This window comes from Thalassospira sp. MCCC 1A01428 (assembly GCF_002115825.1).
Lineage (GTDB): Bacteria > Pseudomonadota > Alphaproteobacteria > Rhodospirillales > Thalassospiraceae > Thalassospira.
Genome location: NZ_JFJZ01000035.1, coordinates 23168 through 46497 on the forward strand (window position 1 = coordinate 23168; position 23330 = coordinate 46497).

A 23330-nucleotide genomic window follows, 5' to 3' on the forward strand; every position below is an offset into this window, starting at 1 on the left:
CAAACCGGGTATTTTACCCCGGCCCAAAGGCACAAAGCCCTGCAACGCCATTCGCTGGTTGCGGGGCTTTTGTTTTGAGAAATCACCCCGGCGCGCCCTGCAATGCAATATAAGCATATGTCACCATATTTTTTACCGTATTTCAAAAACTTAGGCGTCGATTAAACATCCGGGAATTGCATTGTTTCCATGCAATGCAAATGAAAAAGAACACCCGCGTAAAACGTCGCAAAAATTAAACTATTTGGCGAAATGGGGGCAAAAAGCGGCCAAAAAGCCCTATTTACCCGGTGATTAGCCGTAATATTGCCCAGCGCCGTCATTACCCTTCAAGCATGTAAGAAATCGGAGGTTTTAAGCGTGCCGTCACCTGAAAAAGAAAACCAGACTCCACCCTCATCCGAGGATGACGGTGGCGATCGTGGCTTTTTTGCTGTTTTTGTCGTTGGCATCGCTGCTATCAGCTTTTCCGTGGGCGCCGGTGTTATGCTGGCCGAAGTTCCGCCATCGCAATATCTGCGCAATGCGTGGTCTGCTGGCGTTGCCCTGTGGGAAAAGGAAACCCAGTACAACGATATCGGTCGGCTGGATTTTTGGGCACCCGCGCGCAACGACAAAAAAGGCGTCACCATCTATGATGAAAACAAGGCTGAAAACGGCCTGACGCTGTATTCCTCCGGCGATGGCCCCCATGCCGTCCTGATTGATATGAAGGGCAACATTGTTCATGAATGGAACACGCCCTTTAGTAAAATTTATAACGATAGCTCGCCCATCAAGAACCCGCAGAAAGACGAATATATGCATTGGCATACCGCCAAGATGCAGCCCAATGGCGACCTGATTGTGCAATACACTGCTGCTGGCGATACACCTTACGGTTATGGCCTGGCGCGGATCGACAAGGATTCCAACGTTGTCTGGGGGTATCTGGGCACCGCCCATCATGACTTTTCCGTCGATAAAGATGGCAAGGTTTATGCCCTGACCCAGGAATTTCGCAACAATACCTACCAATATCGCAACCAGCTAAAGCCACCCCGGCTGGACGATTTTGCCGTTATTTTATCGCCCGAAGGCAAGGAACTGAAAAAAGTTTCCATCCTCGATGCGATCATTAATTCGCCCTACGACCACCTGATCGATTTTGTACCGTACTATTCCAAGGACGACGTACTGCACACCAATACGATCGAGGTGATTACGGCCGAAACCGCACAAAATTTCCCTTATGGCAAGGAAGGCGATGTTTTGCTGTCCTTCCGCGATCTTGGCATTCTCGCCGTCCTCGATATGGACCAGGAAAAGATTGTCTGGGCCACACGCGGTTCATGGCTGGGCCAGCACGACCCGGACCTGCTGCCCAATGGCGATATCCTTCTGTTTGATAACCAGGGCCAGCTTGACGACCCCGATGCCGGTATGTCGCGAGTCTTGCAGATTGATCCCAAAACCGGCGGCATTACCTGGGAATATGACGGCAGTAAGGACAACTATTTCTATAGCGATATCCGATCCGATCAGGAACGCCTGCCCAATGGCAACACTTTGATCACGGAATCAACGCCTGGACGCCTGTTCGAGGTAAATAAAGATGGCGAAATTGTATGGGAGTTCTATAACCCCATCCGCCGCGATAACCCCGAAAAAGCCGACGAAAAACTGATCCCCATCGTTTCACAGGCCGAGCGCATTTCTGACGACCGCGCCGCGCTGTTTTCTTCCCCCACGAAAGGAGAAGACCAATGAAGCTGACCTTGAAAAATATTACTCTTACCGGTGCCATCGTCGCATTAGCCCCGCTGCTGACAGCCATGCCAGCCCAGGCTTATGTCGGGCCGGGTGCCGGGCTTAGCCTGCTCAGCGCGCTTTGGGCCGTAATCGCGGCGGTTGGTGTGGCCATTGGCTTTGTCCTGATGTGGCCGATCCGCAAAATGCTGCGAAACAAACGCCGTAAAAATGCTGCCGGCACCACAACGGCACATGCCAACACGGCCAAGTCTGACCAGCACACGTCATAACCCCTGTCGCCATAAGACCCCTTATGGCGACAGCATTAGACAAGACTGCGCAACACGGCTTACGCCGTGACAGACAGGTGCCCGCCGATCAAGGGTCTCGTTGGTCAATTTTGATCATCGGAATTTGGTAAAAGCCAACACAGGAATTCGGATAGTCCCATGGGTATTTTTGACTGGCCCGCCCCCGCCTTTGACTGGCTTGATGCCGTATTGGCCGATCAACTAGGCCCGTTAGGCCGGATCATTGCCTGGTCGGTTGTGTGTGCGATTGTTTCCATGGTGCTGTATGCCCTGCTGTCGCCGCAAAACCGGATCAAAAAAGTAAAATCCGACGTCGCAAATTCACGTCAGGCCATGTCCGACGACGATGGCGAGGATTTTGCCGAAGGAATGCGGCTGGCCAAAGCCCAGTTGGGACATTCGTTAAAACTGGTTGGTGTCATTGTGGTGCCGGCTGTTGTGGCATCCTTGCCCGCCCTTGCCCTGCTGATATGGCTGGACGGGCAATATGGCTATACGTGCCCCATGCCCGGCACCCCCACCACCATTTCGGCCAGCCCGTCTGATGCGCATGTTGAACAAATCGGCACAGGCCCCCTGTCGCAAAATGGTGGCGCCTGCCCGATTGTGCGGGTTTCCACCACCACCGATACCGGCACATCCGACATTGTTGTTCCCTTGCAGGCCGCAGTACCGGTTATCGGCCATCACCAATGGTGGAACACCCTGATCGGCAACCCGGCTGGCTATTTGCCAGACAACACCCCTATCCAGCAAATCCGTTTTGACCTTCCCGCACAGGAAATCATCCATGTTGGTCCCGATTGGGCCCGTGGATGGGAGCTGACCTTCTTTGTCATGCTTATTCTGGTTTCCGTGGCGATAAAAAAAGGATTCCGCATCGAATGAACAAGATGACGCATAGCGACGATAAATCGCCGACCAAAGGTGCCGCTTTTCATGTTTCGGGCTGGGATCACTGGATTAGCGGGCAAATTGCCGATAACCCGGACCGCTGGATCGGATTTGGTAACTTCGATACAAAAATGGCCGCCGATACGATTGCCGATGTCCAAATTGAAAAGCCGGTTTTTGTTGCCGGGCTGGCACGATCCGGCAGTACCATCCTGCTGGAAACCCTGGCAAAACACCCGGCATCGGCGACCCATCGTTATCGCGACTACCCGCCGGTTTTCACACCCTATCTATGGAACAAATTTGTCGACCTCGCCCCAAAACCCCGCCAGCAGGTTGCAGTTGAACGCACCCATGCCGACGGTATCAATATCACCCCCGAAAGCCCCGAAGCCTTCGAGGAAGTGATCTGGATGGCATTTTTCAAACATCTGCATGATACCAATCACAGCAATGTTCTGGGTGGCGAGGTCAGCAATTCGGCCTTTGAAAACTTCTATCGCGACCATATCCGTAAAATGATCGCCATTCGCGGCGGGTCACGCTATGTCTCTAAGGCCAACTACCTGATCACGCGCATGGAATATCTGCTATCGATGTTCCCCGATGCCCGCTTTGTGCTGCCGGTGCGCGACCCGCTTTGGCATATTGCATCGCTTGCCAAACAGCACACCCTGTTTTGCAAGGGTGAAGCAGGCAACCCACGCGCACTGGCGCATATGCAGCGCGTTGGCCATTACGAATTTGGCATGGACCGCCGCCCGATCAATGTTGGCGACACCCACGCTACCCGCCAGATTTCCGCCCTGTGGCAAGAAGGCCGCGAAGTGGAAGGCTGGGCCCAATACTGGGCCAACCTGCATCATTTTCTTGCTGATCGCCTGTCGATCAACGACAAATTGCGTGCGGCAACCCTTGTCGTACGCTACGAGGATTTCGTTGCCGACCCGCGCAACCAGCTTGAACGCCTGTTCGCCCATGTCGATATGGACAATGCCGGTGCCATCATTGATGAAGTCGCCCCGACCATCCATGCGCCCAGCTATTACAGGCCCAAATTCAGCGGTGCTGAAATCACGACAATCCATGAATTAACCGGCATCGCAGCAGCCCGCTTTGGCTATGAAAACCTGGCGGATGACCAGCAACCTGCCGAAACATCGGGCCTTAACAGTTCGCTATAATAAAATAACCTCTGCCCTGGTTCCAAACGGGGCACAAATCACAAATGCCTGCGCCCGGGTTCCCCGCGCAGGCATTTTTCTGCCCACCAATGTTCCCAGGTTCAAAAGCGGACAGAACCACCGCGCCCAAGCATGTCGTCTACCGGCCCGTTAAAATGTAATATCCTGTGACTTCACAACACGAACACAGGCATTTCCGGCGCGAAAATGGTTAAGGGTTTCATTGTGATGGCGCACAATATCTTCAAATTTCAGGCTCTGGCTATCGGTCGTTGTATGCCCGTCACCAATCAGGGTTACATCATATCCCAGCGATATCGCACGGCGAATGGTGGTATCAACGCAATATTGGGTCATGCAACCACCCGTCACCAAACGGGTAATTCCGCGGGCCGATAAAACATCGCCAAGCGTGGTATTAAAAAACGAATCAGCGTTTTTCTTTTCAACAACGATATCGCCGTCTTGTGGTGCCAGTTCCGCACGAATTTCCCATCCGCGCGTGCCCCGTTCCAAAAGATCCCCCGCACCACCATCATGTTGCACGATTATCACGGCAACACCTTCGGCACGGGCCTTTTCCTGCAAGACACGCAACCGGTCAACGGTTTGATCAAACACCGCATTAATCTGTTCGCGGCGCGCGTCTGACATAACAAGCGCATCATCGATCAGTACCGCATTTTGAACATCAATAATCAAAAGTGCCGTGCTCATTGAATAAACCTTTAACAAGGAAAACAGCTACCCGCCATCGGGCGCATGATCATAGACAGATCACCTTTTTGCGCAAACACCAAAATGTATCAAATAATACATTTTTCAATATATTAAGTAAAAATGACCACATGTTACACATAAAAAAAGGCGGCCCCAGCCGGGACCGCCTTGCATATCTGCCATTTAGCAGGTGCCATCCCCTAAAGGCTGGTCCAGCTTGCCCCGCGTTCGGATGATGAAACAACCGCTTCAATAAAGCGCATGCCATTCACCCCTTCGGCAATGCCGGGCACCAGTCCGGCTTCAACATTGGGGATATGCCCTTCAATACGGGCAGAAAGCTGATCGGCGAAATCGGTGTAAAGGGTGGCAAACCCTTCAAGATACCCCTCTGCATGACCAGAAGGCACACGCACGCGGCCCCCCGCCGCACTATTACCCGGCCCACCGCGCGTCATTAAACGCGGCTGAGCATTAAGCGGGCGAAAATGCATATGATTGGGATGTTCCTGCGCCCATTCGATAGACCCTTTATCGCCGTAAACCCGCAATTTAAGGCCGTTTTCGTGGCCAACGGCAACCTGGCTTGCCCATAACATGCCGCGCGCACCGTTTTTATAACGCAGCAAAATTTGCACGTTATCGTCCAGCAACCGTCCTTCAACCATGCTCGACAAATCCGCGCATAATTCGGAAATTTCCAGCCCGGTGACGAAATCGGCCAGGTTATGAGCATGGGTCCCAATATCGCCCAGCGCGCCGCCCGGCCCGGCCTTTGCCGGGTCTGCCCGCCAGTTGGCCTGTTTGTTTTCAACCGGTGTTGCCAGCCAGCCCTGCGGGTATTCCACCTGCACCAGCCGGATATTGCCCAACTTGCCACCCCGCACCATATCGCGGGCTTCGCGCACCATCGGGTATGCGGTGTAATTGTGCGTCAGCGCAAATAACAGGCCGGTTTCCTTTATTTTTGCGGCCAGTTCTTCACCCTCGGCCACACTCATACACAGGGGTTTGTCACAAATAACGTGAATACCGGCATCCAGCATCGCCATTGCAGCGGGAAAATGCAGGTTATTGGGGGTGACAATGGCGCAGGCTTCAATGCCGTCTTCGCGTTCGGCTTCGCGCATCGCCATTTCCCGAAAATCAACATAGGCGCGATCCGGCGCAATATAGCATTCCGCCGCCGATGCCCGGGCGATATCAGGTTTCGACGACAAAGCCCCGGCAACCAGATCATAACGGTTATCCATCCGCGCCGCCAACCGATGCACCGCACCGATAAAGGCCCCTTGCCCGCCACCAACCATTCCCAGCCGGATCCGACGTGGCGGGGCAGGATAATCGCTCGTGGTTCCAGCCATGTTTCTCTCCTTGTTATTGTTTGCGGTGCTGCTGCCTGCAACATCCTGCATCAATTCTTATAATCTACCACCGTTACGACAGGCCCAGCAGACGCCGGTTTGTCGCATCATCTGCACCGCTACCGGCAAAGTCATCAAACGCATGTTCAGTCACACGAATGATATGATCGCGAATAAAGTCAGCCCCTTCACGTGCCCCGTCTTCGGGATGTTTTAACGCGCATTCCCATTCCAGCACGGCCCAGCCGTCAAAATCAAGGGCTGTCAGTTTGGAAAAAATGGCACCAAAATCGATCTGCCCGTCGCCGAGCGAGCGAAACCGCCCGGCCCGGCCAACCCAGCCCTGATAGCCCGAATAAACGCCCTGGCGCCCCGTCGGGTTAAACTCGGCATCCTTGACATGAAACATTTTAATGCGGTCGGCGTAAATGTCGATAAAATCAAGGTAATCAAGCTGCTGAAGCTGAAAATGGCTGGGATCATACAGAATGTTACAGCGTTGATGGCCGTTCAGCCGGTCTAAAAACATCTCGAACGTCGCGCCATCAAACACGTCTTCACCGGGGTGGATTTCATAACAAATATTCACCCCCGCCGCATCGGCTTTATCAAGCAACGGCCGCCAGCGTTTGGCAAGCTCGTCAAATGCAGCCTCGATCAACCCCGCCGGGCGTTGTGGAAACGGATAAAGATAGGGCCACGCCAATGATCCGGTAAAGGACCCCATTTGGGTCAAGCCAAGATTGGCCGACGCCTGGATCGCCAGTTCAATCTGGCGGACTGCCCATTCCTGCCGTGCCTTGGGATTATTATGTACCGATGGATCGGCAAAACCGTCAAACAGGGCATCATAAGCAGGGTGGACCGCAACCAGTTGCCCATGCAAATGGGTGCCAATTTCCGTTAAAGATACCCCCGCTTGTGCCAGAACGCCTTTAATCTCGTCACAATAATCCTTGCTGGTGGCAGCACGTTCCAGGTCAATCAAACGACTGTCCCAGCTTGGTATCTGCACACCTTCATAGCCCAGATCCCCCGCCCATCTGGCAATATTTTCAAGGGTGTTAAAAGGGGCTTCGTCGCCCGCAAATTGGGCAAGAAACAGGGCTGGTCCTTTCATTGTCCGCGACATGGGACCTCCTTTATTATTCATATGTATTTCAAGGAAAGAACGCTGTTTTAACCGGCATCAAGCAACAGTGCGCGTGCCGCATCCGGCCCCAAAGCTGCCGGTCGGTTACATGTTGTTCCCAAAGTTATAAAACTGCCTGTCTCACCCGAGCGTAAAATCGATGTCATGACATCGATAACGTGCAAGGCAACATCCAGCCCGCAACGATTTTCGCGGTCTTCGACAATGCCAATTGCCATGTCCGCCAAACCCGCGGTGCGATAATCGGCCACTTTGCGGCCATCTGGCAAATCGCGGTTTGCAATGCCAAAGGGATGATCCCAATCCACCGGTCCAGCAACAAAATCGCCACTTTTTTCGCTATGCGAAACATTGCCTGCAAAAAAGTTGGGATCAGGCACCAGCAAGGTTCCCTTGTCGCCGTAAAGTTCCATTGGGGCATGGCCGTTTTTCCAAACGTCCCAACTTGCCCCCAGTGTCACAACGGCCCCGCTGGCAAATTCCAGTACCGCATGAATGGTGGTGGGGGTTTCTACCGTAATTTTTTCCCCGGACCGGGGTTCGCTGGTAATGATACGTTCCGGTGTCGGCGTGGACGAAATTGCAGCAACCCGCTTTACCGGCCCAATCAGTTGTACCAGATTGGTAATGTAATAAGGCCCCAGGTCCAAAATCGGGCCGCCGCCCGGCTTGAAAAAGAAATCCGGGTTGGGGTGCCAGTGTTCCATCCCGTGGCTCATGACATGGCACGTTCCGCCCACGATATTGCCGACAATTCCCTGATCTACCAGATGACGTGCAAATTGATGGGACCCGCCCAAAAAGGTATCCGGTGCCGAACCAACCCGAAGGCCCCGCGCCTTTGCCATGCGCGCAAGTTCCTGCCCTTGCGCCACATCAAGCACAAAGGGCTTTTCCGAATACACATGCTTTCCTGCGTCAAGCGACTGGCGCGATACTTCGAAATGGGCGGCGGGGATGGTTAAATTTAAAATGATATCGATGTCACTGCTGCCAAGCAGCCCATCAACTGTTTCAGCCCGCACGCCAAATTCTTCGGCGCGCTGGCGGGCTGCATTCTGGTTCAAATCGGCACAGGCGCGGATCTCTATCCCGCGAAAACGCGGCGCCTGGGTTAAATAGGACTGCGAAATATTGCCACAGCCGATTATTCCGACACCTAGGGTCCGGGTCATAGTACGCACTCCTTAAAGCTTTTTGAAATTCTGAAAAGACCGGCTGGCAAAACGGTGCGCGTCCGATGGTTTGTCATGCTCCATCACAAACAACGCTGTCTGACCGCGGGATTTTAAACCTGCCAGCAGTTCGTCCCATTTCATTACACCTTCGCCCAGGTCGGCCCAGCCGTCTTCGTCCTTGCAATCACCTTCCGGGGCAATATCCTTAACGTGGGCAATCCAGATACGCGGCCCGAAACGTTCGATCCAGGCAAACGGGTCAGCGCCCCCGCGCACAACCCACGCCACATCCATTTCCCAGCCAATATTCGGGGCATTTTCCAGAATAATTTCCTGTGGCACCTGCCCGTCGGGCAGGGCCTTGAACTCGAAATCATGGTTATGCCAGGCAAAGCGAAAACCGGCGTCCTTGCATTTATCGCCAACAGCAACAAGGCGATGGGCGAAATCCACCCAGCCTGCACTATCGCCGGGGCGGTCATCCGGCATTAAAAAGGGGCAAATAATGGTTTCAACGCCCAGGTCTTTGGCAATCGAAACGGCTGTGGAAAAATCATTTTCCAGCATATCCATGGCAAAATGGCCAGATGGCATCGCCAGCCCGTTCTGATCCATCAAGGCCCGAAAAGCCTTTGGGTCCTCATAGACCCCGCCAAAACCTTCAACGTTTTTATAACCCACACCGGAAATCATTTTCAGCACATCGGCCCACGGCTGAAAATTTCGGGCACTATAAAGCTGGAAGGATACAGTCATTACTACGTCTCCTCGGTAACGGGATGATTTTGGGAAAACTTAAAGACGGTTGCCGCTGGCATCAAAAACCGATGCCCGCGCCGGGTCGAAGCCAATACGCACCTGATCGCCAACCCGATAGGTATGTTCGGAATCAATCCGAAAGGTAAATTCCTGCCCCTCGAACCGGGACCAGACCAGGGTATCGGCCCCCATCGGTTCGATCACTTCGATTGGCACATCGGTAACAAAAGGCAGTTTTTCGGCCTGCTCGCCTGCGGCAACATGTTCGGGCCGCACCCCGAATGTAACCGGCCCGGCAACAAGCCCCAGTCCATCAAAGGAATAACCCGCAGCGGGAATGCGCGAGGCGCCAACTTTGAAAGCAGGGTCAGCACCGGCTTCAAGTTCGGCATTTAAAAAGTTCATGCCGGGCGAGCCGATAAAACCGGCCACAAACCGATTGGCCGGGCGGCTATAGATTGTTTGGGGAGTATCAAGTTGCTGTAACACCCCGCCTTTCATGATCGCGATACGGTCCGCGAGCGTCATGGCTTCGATCTGGTCATGGGTGACGTAAATCATGGTGTTGGAAAGTTTTTGATGCAGGCGTTTTATTTCCACCCGCAATTCGGCGCGCAACTTTGCATCCAGGTTTGACAAAGGTTCGTCAAACAAAAACACATCGACATCGCGGACAAGTGCTCGGCCAATTGCCACGCGCTGGCGCTGCCCGCCAGAAAGGGCACCAGGGCGCCGCTTTAACAGGGGTTCAATTTGCAACACCTCGGCCGCACGGGCCACACGTTTGGAAATTTCGGGTTTGGCCATGCCCGAAACCTGAAGACCGAACGACAGGTTTTTCTCCACCGTCATTTGCGGGTAAAGGGCATAGGATTGAAAAACCATGCCAATGCCCCGGTCCTTGGGTTCCTCCCAGGTTACATTACGCCCGGAAATCCAAACCTCGCCGTCGGTTGCCTCCAAAAGCCCGGCAATTACGTTGAGCAAGGTTGATTTGCCACAGCCCGACGGCCCCAAAAGAACCAGAAATTCGCCCTCCTGGATGTCGATATTCAGGGTATCAATCACCGACAGGCTGCCAAAGCTCAGCGAAAGATCGCGTATCGAAACACCATTCGTCATTGCCATTATCCCTTTACTGCGCCTGCGGCGATGCCCTGAACAAAGAACCTGCCGGACAGAAAATAAATCACCAGCGGCACAGCGGCCGTCAGGATGGTTGCAGCCATATTGACGTTGTATTCACGCACCCCGTACGAGGTCGTGACGATGTTATTTAGCTGCACCGTCATTGGCTGGTTGTCGCGCCCGCCAAAAACCAGGCCCAGCAAATAATCGTTCCAGATGCCCGTCGTTTGCAAAATCACGGCAACGGCCGTGATCGGCACAGCCATGGGCATCATGATGCGCAAAAAGATCTGCCAGAAACCGGCCCCGTCAATGCGCGCGGCCTTAAACAGTTCTTCGGGAAGCGAGGAAAAATAATTACGGAAAATCAGCGTGATAATTGGCATCCCGAAAATGCAATGCACCATCACGATCCCGGCGAGCGAGCCGAAAATGCCAATTTCGCGCTGAAACACAATCAGCGGGTAAATCACCGCCTGAAACGGAACGAAAGCCCCCATGACCAGAATACCAAACAGCACATTCGCCCCGCGATAGCGCCAGAATGACAGGGCATAACCGTTAACCGCGCCCAGCAAGACCGAAATCAAAACACTGACGACGGTGATTTGCACGGAATTGACAAAACCGGGGCTGATCCCCGCACAGGTCACACCGGTGCAGGCCGTGCTCCAGGCTTTAATCCAGGCATCAAAGGTTATATCCGCTGGCAATGAAAACAACCGCCCCAACCGCACTTCCTCCAGCGGCTTCAAGGATGTAACGATCATGACATATAGTGGCGTGAGGAAAAAAGTCGCTGAAATCACCAGCAATCCGTAAAGGCCATAACGCGCCGGTGACATTTTTTTGGGTTTTCTGCCGCGCGCCACAGCAGGGTTTGTCTGTGTCATAATTCCCTCTCCTAGGCACGCACGCGGCGCACATATTCGTTGTAAACCCACGGGCCAACCAGCAGCAGCACGGGCAACAGCATCATGGTTGCCGCCGCCATCGCGATGGCGACATTGCCGCGTTCGGTAAAGTGATCGATCACGAATTTGGCAGGAACTTCTGTTGCAATGCCCGGTCCACCGCCCGTTTGCGCAACAACCAGGTCATAAACCCGCACCACGCTGATCGACAGCAACACAACCGATGTCACAATGACCGGACGGATCATGGGGATAATGATAAAAATATAGGTCCGCCACAGCGGGATACCGTCGACACGGGCGGCTTTCCAAATTTCGCGGTCAACACCGCGCAAACCCGCCAGCATCAGGCACATAATCAGGCCGGTTCCCTGCCAGACAGCGGCGATGACGACCCCGTAGATGGCATATGTTGTGCTGGTGAGCGGGGCAAAGCTGAAACTTTCCCAGCCCATGTTGCGCACCACATTTTGAATGCCCAGCGCCGGGTCCATCATCCATTGCCAGATCAAACCGGTCACAACAAAGGACAGCGCATAAGGATAAAGAAAAGTGGTGCGAAAAACGCCTTCCATACGAATGTTGCGGTCCAGCATCACAGCCAGCAAAAAGCCCAGTAACAAACAAAACCCGACAAACAGAAGCCCAAAAATCAAAAGATTGGAAACCGATACCGTCCAGCGATCTGTCGTCCACAGGCGGACATATTGGTCAAAGCCGATAAAATCGAATTTCGGAAAATAGCGCGAGCGCGTAAAAGACAGCGCAATCGAATACACAACGCAAAGAACAAAAACACCAATCGCTGTTACCAGCATCGGTACACTGGCGATCTTTGCAGACAAGTTGGACCACATCCGGGTTTTGCGTTTCATGGCAAATCCTGATCTCCAAAACCATAATGTCAGATGAAAAGTGTGGCCTGGCGGTTCAGTACCGTTCAAACCACACTTTGATGCGCTTAGCTGCCGTCCTGTAAGATAGCGGCAAACTGGTCCTGCACATCTGCCACCGTCATGGAGGGTGTATTCCAGAACTGACTAACCAGATCCTGGATGCGTCCATCGGTGTCCGATGACAGAATGGCATTTTTGGGAAGGGCGATGTTTTCATCGTCGTTCAACAATGCCAGCCCTTTTTGCATGCAGGGATCGGCCGATGCCATATTCACATCGCCGCGCACCGGGGAAGATCCCTTAGCTGTATTGAATTTCACCTGCACATCCGGGCTTAGTAACATCGATGCCAGACGAAGCTGGGCGGCCTCAACTTCCGGGTCATCCTGTTTGGGGAAAATAAAAATATCCCCGCCAGTCGTCAGTACCGGATGCCTGGAGGGACCAGGTACGCACCCATAATCAACCTCGGCTTTTTTGCCTGCCAGCACAAATTCGCCGCGCGCCCAATCGCCCATTGCCTGAACCGCAGCCTTGCCGTTGATCACAAGGCTTGTCGTATCATTCCAGTTCCGCCCGGCCGATCCTTCATCTGTCAGATCCCGCAATTTGCCATAGGTCTCAAAAACCTTGGCAACTTCGGGGCTTTTGGCGGCATCTTCATCGCGATCAACGTAAACCTTGTTCCAAAGTTCCTTGCCGCCAACCCCCATGAAAACATCGTCAAAGGTCAGGTCTTCCTGCCATCCCTGCCCGCCGACGGCCAGCGGGATATAACCGGCATCACGTATTTTCCCGGCCTGATCGATAACATCCTGCCAGCTTTGGGGTTCTTCCAGCCCAACTTCCTTGTAAATGGCCTTGTTGGTCCACAACCATTGGTCCGAATGAATATTGACCGGTACACAATAAATTTTCCCGTCAATTTCACAGGGATCCAAAATGCTTTTCGGGCGCACGACATCACGCCATTTTTCTTTTTTGGCAAGGTCCGATAAATCCAGCAACAAATCGGCCTCGGCCAATTCCTCGAACTGGCGGGAATTATTAAATTGTGCCGCTTGCGGAGCATCGCCCCCTAAAATGCGTTGCATGACAACCGCGCGGGCCTGTTCCCCGCCGGCAATGGCCGAATCCCGCCAGCTATCCTGGCCGTTGGCGTCAAATTCCTTTGCCAGCAACGAAACAGCCGCCTGTTCGCCACCCGATGTCCACCAGTGAATCACTTCCAGTTCGGCAGCCTGGGCCGAAAATGCCGTCGAACACATCAGCGCAGACGCAAAAAGTGCAATTCTTGACGTTTTCATTTTTTCCTCCCGATGACGGAATTGCCAGCCTGTAGGACGCGGAACAATTCCATTTATTTTTGTAATCGATTACATTATTGATATTAGCTCATCCGGCGTTTATGTAATCGATTACACAATCGTTGACGCGATTGCATTGGACTGTCAAGATTTTTTCAACTTAAAGACGATGAATTTCGGGGGGAACACAGGGCAAGATGAAAGCCAAGAAGGGAAATCTTCCCCGAATTCAAGATGTTGCCAAAATGGCAAATGTCTCGACTGCAACCGTTAGCAGGGCGCTGTCCTTTCCTGACAGGGTATCGGAAAAAACACGCGATGCCGTTCTGCAAGCCATTGAAAAATCGGGATACACCATCAACCAAAGCGCACGAAACCTGCGCCGGGGCGGCACTGGCACCATTCTTGTGTTGCTTCCGAATCTGGCAAACAGCTTTTTTTCGCGGGTGTTAAAGGGGATTGAAACCATCGCCTCAAAAGAAGGTTTCAGCATTCTGATCGCTGATTCCCAGTTTCCCCCGATTGATGAAGCAGCGTTTGGCAACCTGTTCAACATCAGCCGCATTGACGGGGCCATCGTTCTGGATGGCAATATTCCGCAATCGTTCTTTGATCGCCAAAACGGCCGAAAACCGGCCATGGTCTTTGCCTGCGAATGGATACCCGGCAGCAAAACAGCTGCTTTTCACATCGACAACATCGCCGGGGCAATGATGGCAACAGATCACCTGGTGGCACTGGGGCACCGCAAAATCGGCCATGTGGCAGGGCCGCCAAATAATGTGCTGTCCCGTGACCGCGTAACCGGCTTTTTGCAGTCCTTGCAAAAGCATGGTCTGGGCTGCCCCGATGACTGGAAAATACAAGGGGATTTCACCATTGAAAGCGGCGTGCAAGCAGCACAGCACTGGCTTTCGCTTAACCAGGAGGAACGCCCGACGGCCCTGTTCTGCGCCAGTGATGAAATGGCCTTCGGACTGATTTCTGAATTAAACCAAAACGGTATAAAGGTGCCCCAAGACCTGTCGATTGTCGGGTTTGATGACGTGGAGTTTGCCGCCCACAGTATCCCTGCACTTAGCACAATTCACCAGCCACGCCGCCGCATTGGCGAGGCCGCGGCCCGTGCCCTGATCCACAAAATTCGTGATGCCGATGCCCCGCCCCTGCCCGAAATGGCGTTTGAACTGGAACTTATATCTCGTGGCAGTACCGCCCCCTTCAGCAACCGCTAGGGGATGACACCCCCGTCATACACGGATACTGCGCCATTCATCATAAACGGCACGGGCATCAATTTCGCTATCGCTGCGGGGATGCCGGGTTTCAGCGGCAAAAATTTCAAAACGAATCCCGTTGGGATCGCGAAAATACAACCGGCGCGACGTACCGTCGTCTTCGTTATGGTAAACCACTTTTTGCGCGAATAAATGGTTCTGCCAGGCAATAACATCGCGCGGCACATCACACCGCAACCCGATATGAAAAACATCATCGGGCATGTCAGGATCATCGGCATAGGGGCCCAAATCAGCAGGCCAGTCAAAAAATGAAATTTGCGTGCCATCTGGCAAGGCAAAGGTTATTCGCAAATAATCGCTTTTCCATGCCGGACTATAGCCACTTTCGGCATGAACCAGCTTCGCTTTTAATACCCGCGAATAAAAGTCATCCGTCGCGGCAAGATCGCGGGTGGGAAAAGCCATGTGATCGACGCTAAACACTGCGGGTGGCATATGTGCCTCCTTGCCTTGGTTACACCATCAGATCAAAACCGGGATTATCCCGTTTATGTACTTATGCCCTGCTATTAGGGCATAATTTTGAACCTGTTATTTCATATCGGTTTAAATTTATGGCCTCACAAGCCCCCGAATAAAACGAATAAGGCCACCGGCGCAAAAGGGGATACCCCCATGCTGGCAGTATCCCCTTTTTTCTAAACATCGTGCATTATACCCGGGGCATTATGGCTTGCCCGCCCCGCCAAGCGGGATGATATTGAAATAGATGTGGCTTAAATTATCCTCGCCAAAGCTGGCATCGGGTGCCGGTTTGCTGCCGCCATTGTGGCACAGAAAACAACTGCCATTACCAGCCCCCTGAAAATACGTTTCCATCGTGCTGTTGCTCAAACGGACAGACCCAACTTCTTCGGGGTTCGTGATCGTCACAGTACCGTTCGGGTCAAGTTCGGACATTTGCGGAATAACCCCGCCTTTCGTCCAGACGGCCCCGGCCTGAACATAATTGGCCCGGATATCACCCGCGGCCAATGCCGAAATGACGTTGTTATTGGTGGAAATGATGTTGGTATTTTCTTCGGCCGATGCGGCATCATCCCCGGCATTGCCCCACGGGTTTGTTCGCACCACTGCGGTTGGCCCGATCGGCAGGCCATTGGTCGATACGATATTTCCACTGCCATTAACGTGCGCATTTTCCTGGTTATAGGATGCGGCCGTCGCAGTTGAATTGTAAAAGGAGTATCCGGTTGAGGCTGGATCAAAGGGAACTTTCACCGCCCCGTTCCGGTCGTAATAATACGTCCCGTTGGGTGAATTGTTCTGGTGTTCAAACGTCGCCCATATCATTTCCGGGTGCCCCTGAACCGAACCGACAACATGCATCCCTACCAGGGCAAGGGTCTTTAGCTCGTTTCCGGCCAATGTCCATTGTGAAGGGCTGGTACGGTCATATTTCGGTACTGCGGCCTGTACCTGAATATAGTTTTCAGGATCAGTTAACGTTGCGGCATCAATCCAGGATGTTTTTAATTCAATCGTCAGGGCGTCGCCGTCGGCCAGTTTTTTCGTGGCGTAATCGTCAATTTCCTCAAGGTCTGCTGCCGTCGTGGGAAACTGGTCCTGGGCAATTTTCCCGGCTTTTTGACCGGTTAAAAACTCGGCATACACATTATTGGCATGGATACCGTAATAAACCAGCGATCCGGCCTGCGAAATCAGCACACCACCCCCGCCGGCCTGCCCGGTTTCGCCAATTCGGGTTGGCAGGCTGTCATCGGTTTTGTTGATTCGAATGGCGAAATTATCCAGCGCCGATGTGTTGGGTAAAAATATGCGCTGGCCTGCGGCATTAGCCGGTGACACATCGTAAAAACCGGCCCCGTCAAAGACAAACGTGCTGGCAAGGGTGTTATTTTCGGTGGCCAGTTGTACGGGCGATGTCAGCCACAAAAACATTTGCGCCGACCAGGCATAAAAGTCGCAATTGGTGTTATTGGTGGGAAAAGCCGTGCTATCAGCCGGCGACACCACACCATTGGCCGTAATTGCGCCACTGGCAAACCAGCCCGCAATGGTGGTTTTACTAATCGGGCAGGCATTTGCTGCATCTGGCGGCAACATGTTGCTGGCATGGGCGGCCCCGGACACGCCCATCATCATTGCAGTGGCGGCCATCAATCGGCGCGCGCGCACTATTGTGATTGTTTTCATCATTTATCCCCATAAAAACTCTCTCACGTGCCGCCGGTTTTTATGGCGACTTATCAGATCAACCCCACATATTTCCCATCTGTAAACTATATCAAAAGAACAAAATTAAGAATACATAATCAATTAAAAGTAGAATAAGGGAATGTGAAAACACTGTTGTTACAGGGGCTGGCGCAGATGCCCCGTAATGCCGCACCAAAGAAACCGTCATTGCAACGGCTCGCCACGACTCAATGCAACGGTGCTGTTTAGGGCAGTGATGTCAGCCGGGTTTCAATGCGGGTCATTGCCCGGTCAAAAACCTGAATATCATCAAGGGCCCGGGCAAGCACCAGCGCCCCCTGAATGGATAAAATGGCGTCTTCAGCCATATCGGATGCCAATTTGGCATTCTGCCCGGAACGCGCCAGTGCCGCCGCCAGCGACTGGTGCCAAATGGCAAAATAATCGCGAATGGGGGCGGCAAACCGGTCGCGCACATGGTCAAGGGCGAAGGCCCCAATCAGGCACACCCGCCGCCCGGAATGAAAATAATCCCGCACAGAAACGCACATATCGCGCATCGCCTGTGCGGGGTCGTTATTTTCGCGCAGCGGGCGATACACCCGCTCTTCGAACCAGCCGTCAATTTCGCCCAGCACTTCGGTGGCCATCTGTTCTTTCCCACCGGGAAAAAAATGATAAAGGCTGCCTTTACCCAAACCGGTTTGTTTCCCGATCAGGGACAAGCTGGCCCCTTCAAACCCGTACTCGCGAAAAATCTCGGCGAGAACAGGCAGGACATCGGAGCGCTCTGCGACAATTTTCGGCATCGTATTACAGTATCCTATAATCCCAGTTCAGACAGGCTGGCATGGTCGGCGGGGCGTGGCCCGGATCGATCCCAGAAGAATTTACGGTCTTCTTCCTTTATCGGCATATCATTAATACAGGCATAGCGACGCTGCATCTGGCCATTTTCGGCAAATTCCCAGTTTTCATTGCCATAGGCACGATACCAGTTCCCGGCATCATCGCGGTATTCATAGGCAAAGCGTACCGCAATACGGTTGGCGTCATGGGCCCACAATTCCTTGATCAGGCGATATTCCAGTTCCCGGTTCCACTTGCGGGTCAGAAACGCAATGATTTCGTCGCGCCCCCTGGCAAATTCGGCCCGGTTTCGCCATTCGCTATCAACGGTATACGCAAGCGATACCCGCTTTGGGTCGCGGCTGTTCCAGCCATCTTCGGCAAGGCGTACTTTTTGAATGGCGGTTTCGCGGGTAAAGGGCGGCAAAGGCTGGCGTAATTCAGACATGGTGTATTCCTTTTTCAATTTTATTGTACCGATCAGTAAAGTGTTATCCATTTGGTACAATAAAATTTGAACACCGTCAATCGGGCCGTATTTTTCCGTGCATCACAGTCCCGTGATCCCTTTCGCGATAGGGGCGTTTGTCTTTTTACCGGAAACAAACCTGTCTTTTCCCGCGGGGCACCGAAGTTTCATCAAACCGAAACCTGTTATTTTTCACCCCTGATACCTACATGGAATCAATCGATTAACGGGATGTCGCGCAGACTGTCACGATCCGGGCATGTTTAACCGGCATTGTCATATGCGTTCACAACGTGGTCATAGTGTTGACCACCACGCGCCCCGCTGCTATTGGGTCGCGGCGCCTACGCCCCTGGCAAAAAGTGCCCGCGTATTGACGGTGTTATATCCGTTGGCGCAAACCGGGACAGAACACCAAAGCTGAGTGGGAACGTTTGCCGGTCGACGGACGTTTTCCATAGTGTATTTTCGGTCCCTGAAAACAGGGCCTTCGGTCAAGGAACGAGAAGACGATGCTGCACACGCCCTATTATCTGATCGATAAATCAAAACTGCTGCGCAATATGGAAAAGATCGCCTATGTGCGCGAACATTCCGGCGCAAAGGCGTTGTTGGCGCTTAAATGTTTTGCCACCTGGTCGGTATTTGATTTCATGGCCGATTATATGGATGGCACGACGTCTTCGTCCCTGTTCGAGGTTAAACTGGGTCGGGAAAAATTCGGCAAGGAAACCCACGCCTATAGCGTTGCCTATGGCGATGATGAAATTGCCGAAGTCATCGACAATGCGGATAAGATCATTTTCAATTCCATCAGCCAGTTAAACCGCTTTGCCGATCAGGCATCGGGCATTGTGCGCGGCTTGCGCCTGAACCCGATGGTCAGTTCATCCAGCTTTGATCTGGCCGACCCGGCACGCCCGTTTTCGCGTTTGGGCGAATGGGATGTCACCAGGGTTGAAGCGGTGATGGATAAAATATCGGGCTTCATGATCCACAATAACTGCGAAAATAGCGATTTCGATTTGTTCGACCAGATGCTGGCCGACATCGAAACCAAATTTGGCAGTTTGCTGTCACGTGTTGAATGGGTCAGCCTGGGCGGCGGCATTCATTTTACCGGCGAAAACTACCCGCTGGATAAATTTTGCGCCCGTCTCAAGGAATTTTCCGAAAAATTTGGCGTGCAGGTTTATCTCGAACCGGGCGAAGCCTCGATCACGCAAAGTACAACGCTGGAAGTCAGCGTGCTGGATACGCTGTATAATGGCAAAAACCTTGCCATCGTCGACAGCTCGATCGAGGCCCACATGCTCGATTTGCTGATTTACCGCGAAAATGCGAAAGTAACCCCCAACACTGGCGATCATGAAGTTATGATTTGTGGCAAGTCCTGCCTGGCGGGCGATGTGTTTGGCGAGTTTCGCTTTGAAAACGAAATCAAGGTCGGCGACCGCATTTCCATTCAGGATGCTGCTGGCTATACGATGGTCAAGAAGAACTGGTTTAACGGGGTTGGCATGCCCTCTATCGCCATTCGCGAACTTGACGGAACCGAACGCCTTGTTCGGGAATTTGGCTTTGAAGACTATGTTTCCAGCCTGTCATAGGCTGATTATTTGGATTTCACCTATTCAAAAAAGGGAGTTTTTGGCCTGAAATGAAGAAAAACGTTCTCATCATCGGTGCTGGTGGCGTGGCCCAGGTCGTGGCACACAAATGCGCACAACACAACGACGTGCTTGGCGATATCCATATTGCTTCGCGCACCGCTGCGAAATGCCAGGCGATCATTGATACGATCCACGCCAAGAAAAACCTGAAAAATGTGGACGGCGTTCTTGCGGGCCATGCACTTGACGCAACCGATATTGATGCCACCGCGGCATTGATCCGGGAAACCGGTTGCGAAATCGTTCTCAATGTCGGTTCGCCCTTTATTAACATGCCGGTTATGTCGGCCTGCATCGCCACCGGTGCCGCCTATCTTGATACTGCCATCCATGAAGAGCAGGACAAGATTTGCGAAACGCCGCCCTGGTACGCCAATTATGAATGGAAACGCCGCGAAGAATGCGAAAAAGCCGGTGTCACCGCCATTCTGGGTGCCGGCTTTGACCCGGGCGTCGTTAATGCCTATGCCAAACTGGCGGTCGAAGACTATTTCGATGAAATTGAATCCATCGACATCATCGACATTAATGCCGGCAGCCACGGCAAATATTTTGCCACCAATTTTGACCCGGAAATCAATTTCCGTGAATTTACCGGCACGGTTTATTCGTGGCAGGATTCCAAATGGCAATCGAACAAGATGTTCGAGATCAAGAAAATCTGGGACATGCCAGTGGTTGGCGAAAGCCAAACCTTCATGACCGGCCATGACGAGGTTCATTCCCTGTCACAGAACCTGAATGTACCCAATGTCCGTTTCTGGATGGGTTTTGGCGACCATTACGTCAACGTCTTTACGGTTCTTAACAATATCGGCCTGCTGTCTGAACAGCCGGTGGTAACAGCCGAAGGGCAGGAAGTAATCCCGCTTAAGGTTGTAAAGGCCTGCCTGCCGGACCCCAGTTCGCTGGCACCCGATTATACCGGTAAAACCTGCATTGGGGATCTGGTGAAGGGTAAAAAGGACGGCAAGGAAACCGAGGTTCTGATTTACAACGTTGCCGACCACAAGGACGCCTATGAAGAAGTCGGCAGCCAGGGCATTTCCTATACCGCTGGCGTTCCGCCGGTTGCGGCTGCCATGCTGATTGCATCGGGCGACTGGGATGTCAAAAAAATGGCCAATATCGAAGACCTTCCGGCCAAACCGTTTTTGCACCTGCTAAACCAGATGGGTCTTCCGACCCGTATCAAGGATGCCAATGGCGACCGCGATCTGGATTTCGCAGGCTGATATCTGCAATCAATGCAGCAAACCCACTCAAAACGGCGGACATGTTCCGCCGTTTTTTGCCTTAAAACGGAAACTTAACCCGAGCCTAAATTTTCCACGAGCAATGAGCACAAACGTCATCTATCATCGGCTAGATTGAGTAAACTGCAGAGTCACAATAGGGAATTGAATTCCATCACAACCGCCACTCTGCTAATGGTATTAAAGATACAGATCGTTGCATGGTCATGCATGGTTCTATCATCCCCGAACACCTCATGATCTAACTTGCACCTAAGTTGTCAGGTTAGCGTCGAGTAAGCGTCGAGTAGATAAATGCCCCAAAATGACAGTCAGCAGTTTTCGCTTTTGGATCTCTTGGAGAAACCTCCAATCGAGGCCCTATACTCCCCTGATCAAATATACGACAGCAACGACGTTTCGCTGATTACTCGTTTGACGGAAGATCACCGATTTGATCGAAAATCAGCAAAAGCCCAGCCCAAAGAACTGGCTAAGTATTTGTCAGGATTTGGAAATGGTCCAAATGTAGATGGCGGTGTCCTCGCCATAGGCATAGAGGAAGATGGAACCATATCTGGGTGCGCTCATTTAACTCAGGACCGATTGTCAGATTTGGAGCGCCTAGGGGAAAACCACTGTCCTGATGGTAGATTTGAAACAAAAAGAGTTCCCGCCGTTAATAGTTCCGGGCAGAATGATTTTATTATCCTCGCTCGAATACGATATGTTGAAGGTAAATTAGTTGAACTATCAAATGGCGAGGCTTACGAACGCCTTGGAGATGAATGCAAACGGCTGTTAGATCAAAAAAAGCAAGAAATCAGAATAGACAAAGGTGAACGCTCTTTTGAGCAAGAGCCATGTGGTTTGGTTTATCCTGACGATTTTGACGAAAACGCAATCGCAAGATTTACCAAACTCGTAACAGAGAACATTTCGACAGACCTTCAGTATTCCAGAGAAGATATTCTAAAAAATTATCACTTAGGGCGTGAGCGTTCAGGAACATTCGTGTGCAATAACGCGTGTGCCCTACTTTTCGCCAAAGATCCAGTCACTGTGTTTCCCGGGCTTGTTGTTCACTTTCTGCGTTATGAAGGAAAAGAGGCCCTCTCAGGACAACACTATAACGTTGTAAAAGACCGTTTAATCTCAGGCACAATTGTTGAAGTAATACGGGGAGCTGCGGAGCTGATCGAAGCAAATGTAAGAGAATTTACTGAGTTTCGAAACGGTAAATTCTTTACTGTCTCAGAATACCCTCGCGACGCTTGGTATGAAATGATTGTGAATGCTTGCGTACATCGCTCATTCAACATCAGAAATGCTCCAATATTTGTCCGTATGTTTGACGACCGCATAGAAGTCGAAAGCCCCGGTGGTTTCATGCCGCAAATCACTCCCGCGACAATTGTAGGCACTCACCGGCCAAGAAATCCTTTTGTTATGAGGAGTCTGAGAGAATTTGGCGAAGTCAGGTGCATAAGTGAAGGAACGAGAAGAATGGTCGCTGAGATGTCAGCGGCAAACCTACCACCGCCAGAATTCAAGCAAAAACAATCCGATAATCTCTGCGTAATCTGCACTCTAAGAAATAATGTTAAGGATCGCAGCAACTCTCTCGACAGTGATGCATATAAGGCGCTAGGAGAGGCCGTAGCGTTCAGTTTAACACCGGACGAACGCAAGATCGTTAATTACCTAATTGAGCATGGAAAAATTAACGTAAGCGATGCACTTCGAATATTGTCCACCACTAGGTGGCATACCGCGCGGGATATGCTATCCGCCCTCGAAAGACGAGGCATATTGGACTACATGACAAGCGGTAAACCCCGTGATGCCCATTCTCACTACAGATTGACACAAAAAGATGGATGATTCACCCAACTCCAGACGTGACAATTTAAAGAAGCGGCCGACCACATAAAGACGGCCAATCATAAAAATGATAACTTTGATTTTATGACTCCCGTGAAGCAAAAATTGATCGAAATAAACAATAAAAACTGAGTAAATTCAGTGATATTTGGTGACATTCACCCTCGTATTTTGTCAAAATAAATAATCAAAAAAAATCACTAGGCTCAGGACTCATTAA

At 52.0% G+C, this 23330-nt stretch carries 21 protein-coding genes; 8 read left to right on the forward strand and 13 right to left on the reverse strand.

Annotated features, from left to right (window positions below):
- Positions 1-360: 360 nt before the first annotated feature.
- The 4 genes from THS27_RS20030 (at position 361) to THS27_RS20045 (ending at position 4120) form a co-directional block, all read left to right on the forward strand.
- Positions 361-1749, forward strand: coding sequence for an arylsulfotransferase family protein (locus tag THS27_RS20030; protein WP_085593842.1), 1389 nt, complete (start codon positions 361-363; stop codon positions 1747-1749).
- Positions 1746-2021 (forward strand): hypothetical protein, encoded by a 276-nt coding sequence (locus tag THS27_RS20035; protein WP_085593843.1) that lies wholly within the window; start codon positions 1746-1748, stop codon positions 2019-2021. The genes THS27_RS20030 and THS27_RS20035 overlap by 4 nt, the downstream gene beginning before the upstream one ends.
- 159 nt (positions 2022-2180) lie before the next feature.
- Positions 2181-2930: a hypothetical protein gene (locus THS27_RS20040; protein WP_085593844.1), complete on the forward strand. Its 750-nt coding sequence runs from the start codon at positions 2181-2183 to the stop codon at positions 2928-2930.
- Positions 2927-4120, forward strand: a complete 1194-nt coding sequence (locus THS27_RS20045; RefSeq protein ID WP_085593845.1) for a sulfotransferase — start codon at positions 2927-2929, stop codon at positions 4118-4120. The genes THS27_RS20040 and THS27_RS20045 overlap by 4 nt, the downstream gene beginning before the upstream one ends.
- Before the next feature lie 150 nt (positions 4121-4270).
- Here THS27_RS20045 and THS27_RS20050 read toward each other — a convergent pair whose 3' ends face one another.
- The 9 genes from THS27_RS20050 to THS27_RS20090 form a co-directional block, all read right to left on the reverse strand.
- Positions 4271-4837 (reverse strand): cysteine hydrolase family protein, encoded by a 567-nt coding sequence (locus tag THS27_RS20050; protein WP_085593846.1) that lies wholly within the window; start codon positions 4835-4837, stop codon positions 4271-4273.
- Positions 4838-5040: 203 nt separating this feature from the next.
- The gene (locus THS27_RS20055; RefSeq protein WP_085593847.1) at positions 5041-6204 is read right to left on the reverse strand and encodes a Gfo/Idh/MocA family protein; all 1164 of its coding nucleotides are present in this window, start codon (positions 6202-6204) and stop codon (positions 5041-5043) included.
- A gap of 73 nt (positions 6205-6277) precedes the next feature.
- Positions 6278-7336, reverse strand: a complete 1059-nt coding sequence (locus THS27_RS20060) for a sugar phosphate isomerase/epimerase (RefSeq protein WP_085593848.1) — start codon at positions 7334-7336, stop codon at positions 6278-6280.
- Between the two features lie 47 nt (positions 7337-7383).
- On the reverse strand, positions 7384-8532 hold the full coding sequence (locus THS27_RS20065) for a Gfo/Idh/MocA family protein (RefSeq protein ID WP_085593849.1): 1149 nt from the start codon (positions 8530-8532) through the stop codon (positions 7384-7386).
- Positions 8533-8544: 12 nt separating this feature from the next.
- Entirely contained in the window at positions 8545-9291 is a 747-nt protein-coding gene (locus tag THS27_RS20070) for a sugar phosphate isomerase/epimerase (protein ID WP_085593850.1), read from the reverse strand.
- Positions 9292-9330: 39 nt separating this feature from the next.
- A complete protein-coding gene (locus THS27_RS20075) occupies positions 9331-10416 on the reverse strand; it encodes an ABC transporter ATP-binding protein (protein WP_139835679.1) in 1086 nt (361 codons plus the stop codon).
- 5 nt (positions 10417-10421) lie between these two features.
- Positions 10422-11315, reverse strand: coding sequence for a carbohydrate ABC transporter permease (locus THS27_RS20080; RefSeq protein WP_139835680.1), 894 nt, complete (start codon positions 11313-11315; stop codon positions 10422-10424).
- An 11-nt stretch (positions 11316-11326) separates the two neighbouring features.
- Positions 11327-12211: a carbohydrate ABC transporter permease gene (locus tag THS27_RS20085; RefSeq protein ID WP_085593852.1), complete on the reverse strand. Its 885-nt coding sequence runs from the start codon at positions 12209-12211 to the stop codon at positions 11327-11329.
- An 86-nt stretch (positions 12212-12297) separates the two neighbouring features.
- On the reverse strand, positions 12298-13539 hold the full coding sequence (locus tag THS27_RS20090) for an ABC transporter substrate-binding protein (RefSeq protein ID WP_085593853.1): 1242 nt from the start codon (positions 13537-13539) through the stop codon (positions 12298-12300).
- A 197-nt stretch (positions 13540-13736) separates the two neighbouring features.
- Between THS27_RS20090 and THS27_RS20095 the strand changes: the two genes are divergently transcribed.
- Positions 13737-14774, forward strand: coding sequence for a LacI family DNA-binding transcriptional regulator (locus THS27_RS20095; RefSeq protein WP_085593854.1), 1038 nt, complete (start codon positions 13737-13739; stop codon positions 14772-14774).
- Positions 14775-14789: 15 nt separating this feature from the next.
- On the opposite strand, the gene THS27_RS20100 is transcribed toward THS27_RS20095, so the two are convergent.
- The 4 genes from THS27_RS20100 to THS27_RS20115 form a co-directional block, all read right to left on the reverse strand.
- Complete coding sequence (locus THS27_RS20100; RefSeq protein WP_085593855.1) at positions 14790-15275, reverse strand: VOC family protein; 486 nt, start codon at positions 15273-15275, stop codon at positions 14790-14792.
- A gap of 231 nt (positions 15276-15506) precedes the next feature.
- Positions 15507-17000, reverse strand: a complete 1494-nt coding sequence (locus tag THS27_RS20105; RefSeq protein ID WP_139835681.1) for a hypothetical protein — start codon at positions 16998-17000, stop codon at positions 15507-15509.
- Between the two features lie 245 nt (positions 17001-17245).
- Positions 17246-17809 carry a TetR/AcrR family transcriptional regulator gene (locus tag THS27_RS20110; RefSeq protein ID WP_085593857.1) on the reverse strand — a complete coding sequence of 188 codons (564 nt, stop codon included), beginning with the start codon at positions 17807-17809 and terminating at the stop codon, positions 17246-17248.
- Positions 17810-17823: 14 nt separating this feature from the next.
- A complete protein-coding gene (locus THS27_RS20115; RefSeq protein WP_085593858.1) occupies positions 17824-18297 on the reverse strand; it encodes a nuclear transport factor 2 family protein in 474 nt (157 codons plus the stop codon).
- Between the two features lie 533 nt (positions 18298-18830).
- Here THS27_RS20115 and nspC point away from each other — a divergent pair.
- The 3 genes from nspC to THS27_RS20130 all read left to right on the forward strand — a co-directional run bounded on the left by nspC (position 18831) and on the right by THS27_RS20130 (position 23110).
- Positions 18831-19928, forward strand: a complete 1098-nt coding sequence (nspC, locus tag THS27_RS20120) for a carboxynorspermidine decarboxylase (RefSeq protein ID WP_085593859.1) — start codon at positions 18831-18833, stop codon at positions 19926-19928.
- A 50-nt stretch (positions 19929-19978) separates the two neighbouring features.
- Entirely contained in the window at positions 19979-21226 is a 1248-nt protein-coding gene (locus tag THS27_RS20125) for a saccharopine dehydrogenase family protein (RefSeq protein ID WP_085593860.1), read from the forward strand.
- A 315-nt stretch (positions 21227-21541) separates the two neighbouring features.
- The gene (locus tag THS27_RS20130) at positions 21542-23110 is read left to right on the forward strand and encodes an ATP-binding protein (protein ID WP_085593861.1); all 1569 of its coding nucleotides are present in this window, start codon (positions 21542-21544) and stop codon (positions 23108-23110) included.
- Positions 23111-23330: the final 220 nt, after the last annotated feature.

What these genes read in the sequence shown, in the direction of transcription:
- THS27_RS20035 (WP_085593843.1), top strand. Translation starts at nt 1,746, where the DNA reads ATGAAGCTGACCTTGAAAAATATTACTCTTACCGGTGCCATCGTCGCA.
- THS27_RS20040 (WP_085593844.1), top strand. Translation starts at nt 2,181, where the DNA reads ATGGGTATTTTTGACTGGCCCGCCCCCGCCTTTGACTGGCTTGATGCC.
- THS27_RS20045 (WP_085593845.1), top strand. Translation starts at nt 2,927, where the DNA reads ATGAACAAGATGACGCATAGCGACGATAAATCGCCGACCAAAGGTGCC.
- THS27_RS20050 (WP_085593846.1), bottom strand. Translation starts at nt 4,837, where the DNA reads ATGAGCACGGCACTTTTGATTATTGATGTTCAAAATGCGGTACTGATC.
- THS27_RS20055 (WP_085593847.1), bottom strand. Translation starts at nt 6,204, where the DNA reads ATGGCTGGAACCACGAGCGATTATCCTGCCCCGCCACGTCGGATCCGG.
- THS27_RS20060 (WP_085593848.1), bottom strand. Translation starts at nt 7,336, where the DNA reads ATGTCGCGGACAATGAAAGGACCAGCCCTGTTTCTTGCCCAATTTGCG.
- THS27_RS20065 (WP_085593849.1), bottom strand. Translation starts at nt 8,532, where the DNA reads ATGACCCGGACCCTAGGTGTCGGAATAATCGGCTGTGGCAATATTTCG.
- THS27_RS20070 (WP_085593850.1), bottom strand. Translation starts at nt 9,291, where the DNA reads ATGACTGTATCCTTCCAGCTTTATAGTGCCCGAAATTTTCAGCCGTGG.
- THS27_RS20075 (WP_139835679.1), bottom strand. Translation starts at nt 10,416, where the DNA reads ATGACGAATGGTGTTTCGATACGCGATCTTTCGCTGAGCTTTGGCAGC.
- THS27_RS20080 (WP_139835680.1), bottom strand. Translation starts at nt 11,315, where the DNA reads ATGACACAGACAAACCCTGCTGTGGCGCGCGGCAGAAAACCCAAAAAA.
- THS27_RS20085 (WP_085593852.1), bottom strand. Translation starts at nt 12,211, where the DNA reads ATGAAACGCAAAACCCGGATGTGGTCCAACTTGTCTGCAAAGATCGCC.
- THS27_RS20090 (WP_085593853.1), bottom strand. Translation starts at nt 13,539, where the DNA reads ATGAAAACGTCAAGAATTGCACTTTTTGCGTCTGCGCTGATGTGTTCG.
- THS27_RS20095 (WP_085593854.1), top strand. Translation starts at nt 13,737, where the DNA reads ATGAAAGCCAAGAAGGGAAATCTTCCCCGAATTCAAGATGTTGCCAAA.
- THS27_RS20100 (WP_085593855.1), bottom strand. Translation starts at nt 15,275, where the DNA reads ATGCCACCCGCAGTGTTTAGCGTCGATCACATGGCTTTTCCCACCCGC.
- THS27_RS20105 (WP_139835681.1), bottom strand. Translation starts at nt 17,000, where the DNA reads ATGATGAAAACAATCACAATAGTGCGCGCGCGCCGATTGATGGCCGCC.
- THS27_RS20110 (WP_085593857.1), bottom strand. Translation starts at nt 17,809, where the DNA reads ATGCCGAAAATTGTCGCAGAGCGCTCCGATGTCCTGCCTGTTCTCGCC.
- THS27_RS20115 (WP_085593858.1), bottom strand. Translation starts at nt 18,297, where the DNA reads ATGTCTGAATTACGCCAGCCTTTGCCGCCCTTTACCCGCGAAACCGCC.
- nspC (WP_085593859.1), top strand. Translation starts at nt 18,831, where the DNA reads ATGCTGCACACGCCCTATTATCTGATCGATAAATCAAAACTGCTGCGC.
- THS27_RS20125 (WP_085593860.1), top strand. Translation starts at nt 19,979, where the DNA reads ATGAAGAAAAACGTTCTCATCATCGGTGCTGGTGGCGTGGCCCAGGTC.
- THS27_RS20130 (WP_085593861.1), top strand. Translation starts at nt 21,542, where the DNA reads ATGCCCCAAAATGACAGTCAGCAGTTTTCGCTTTTGGATCTCTTGGAG.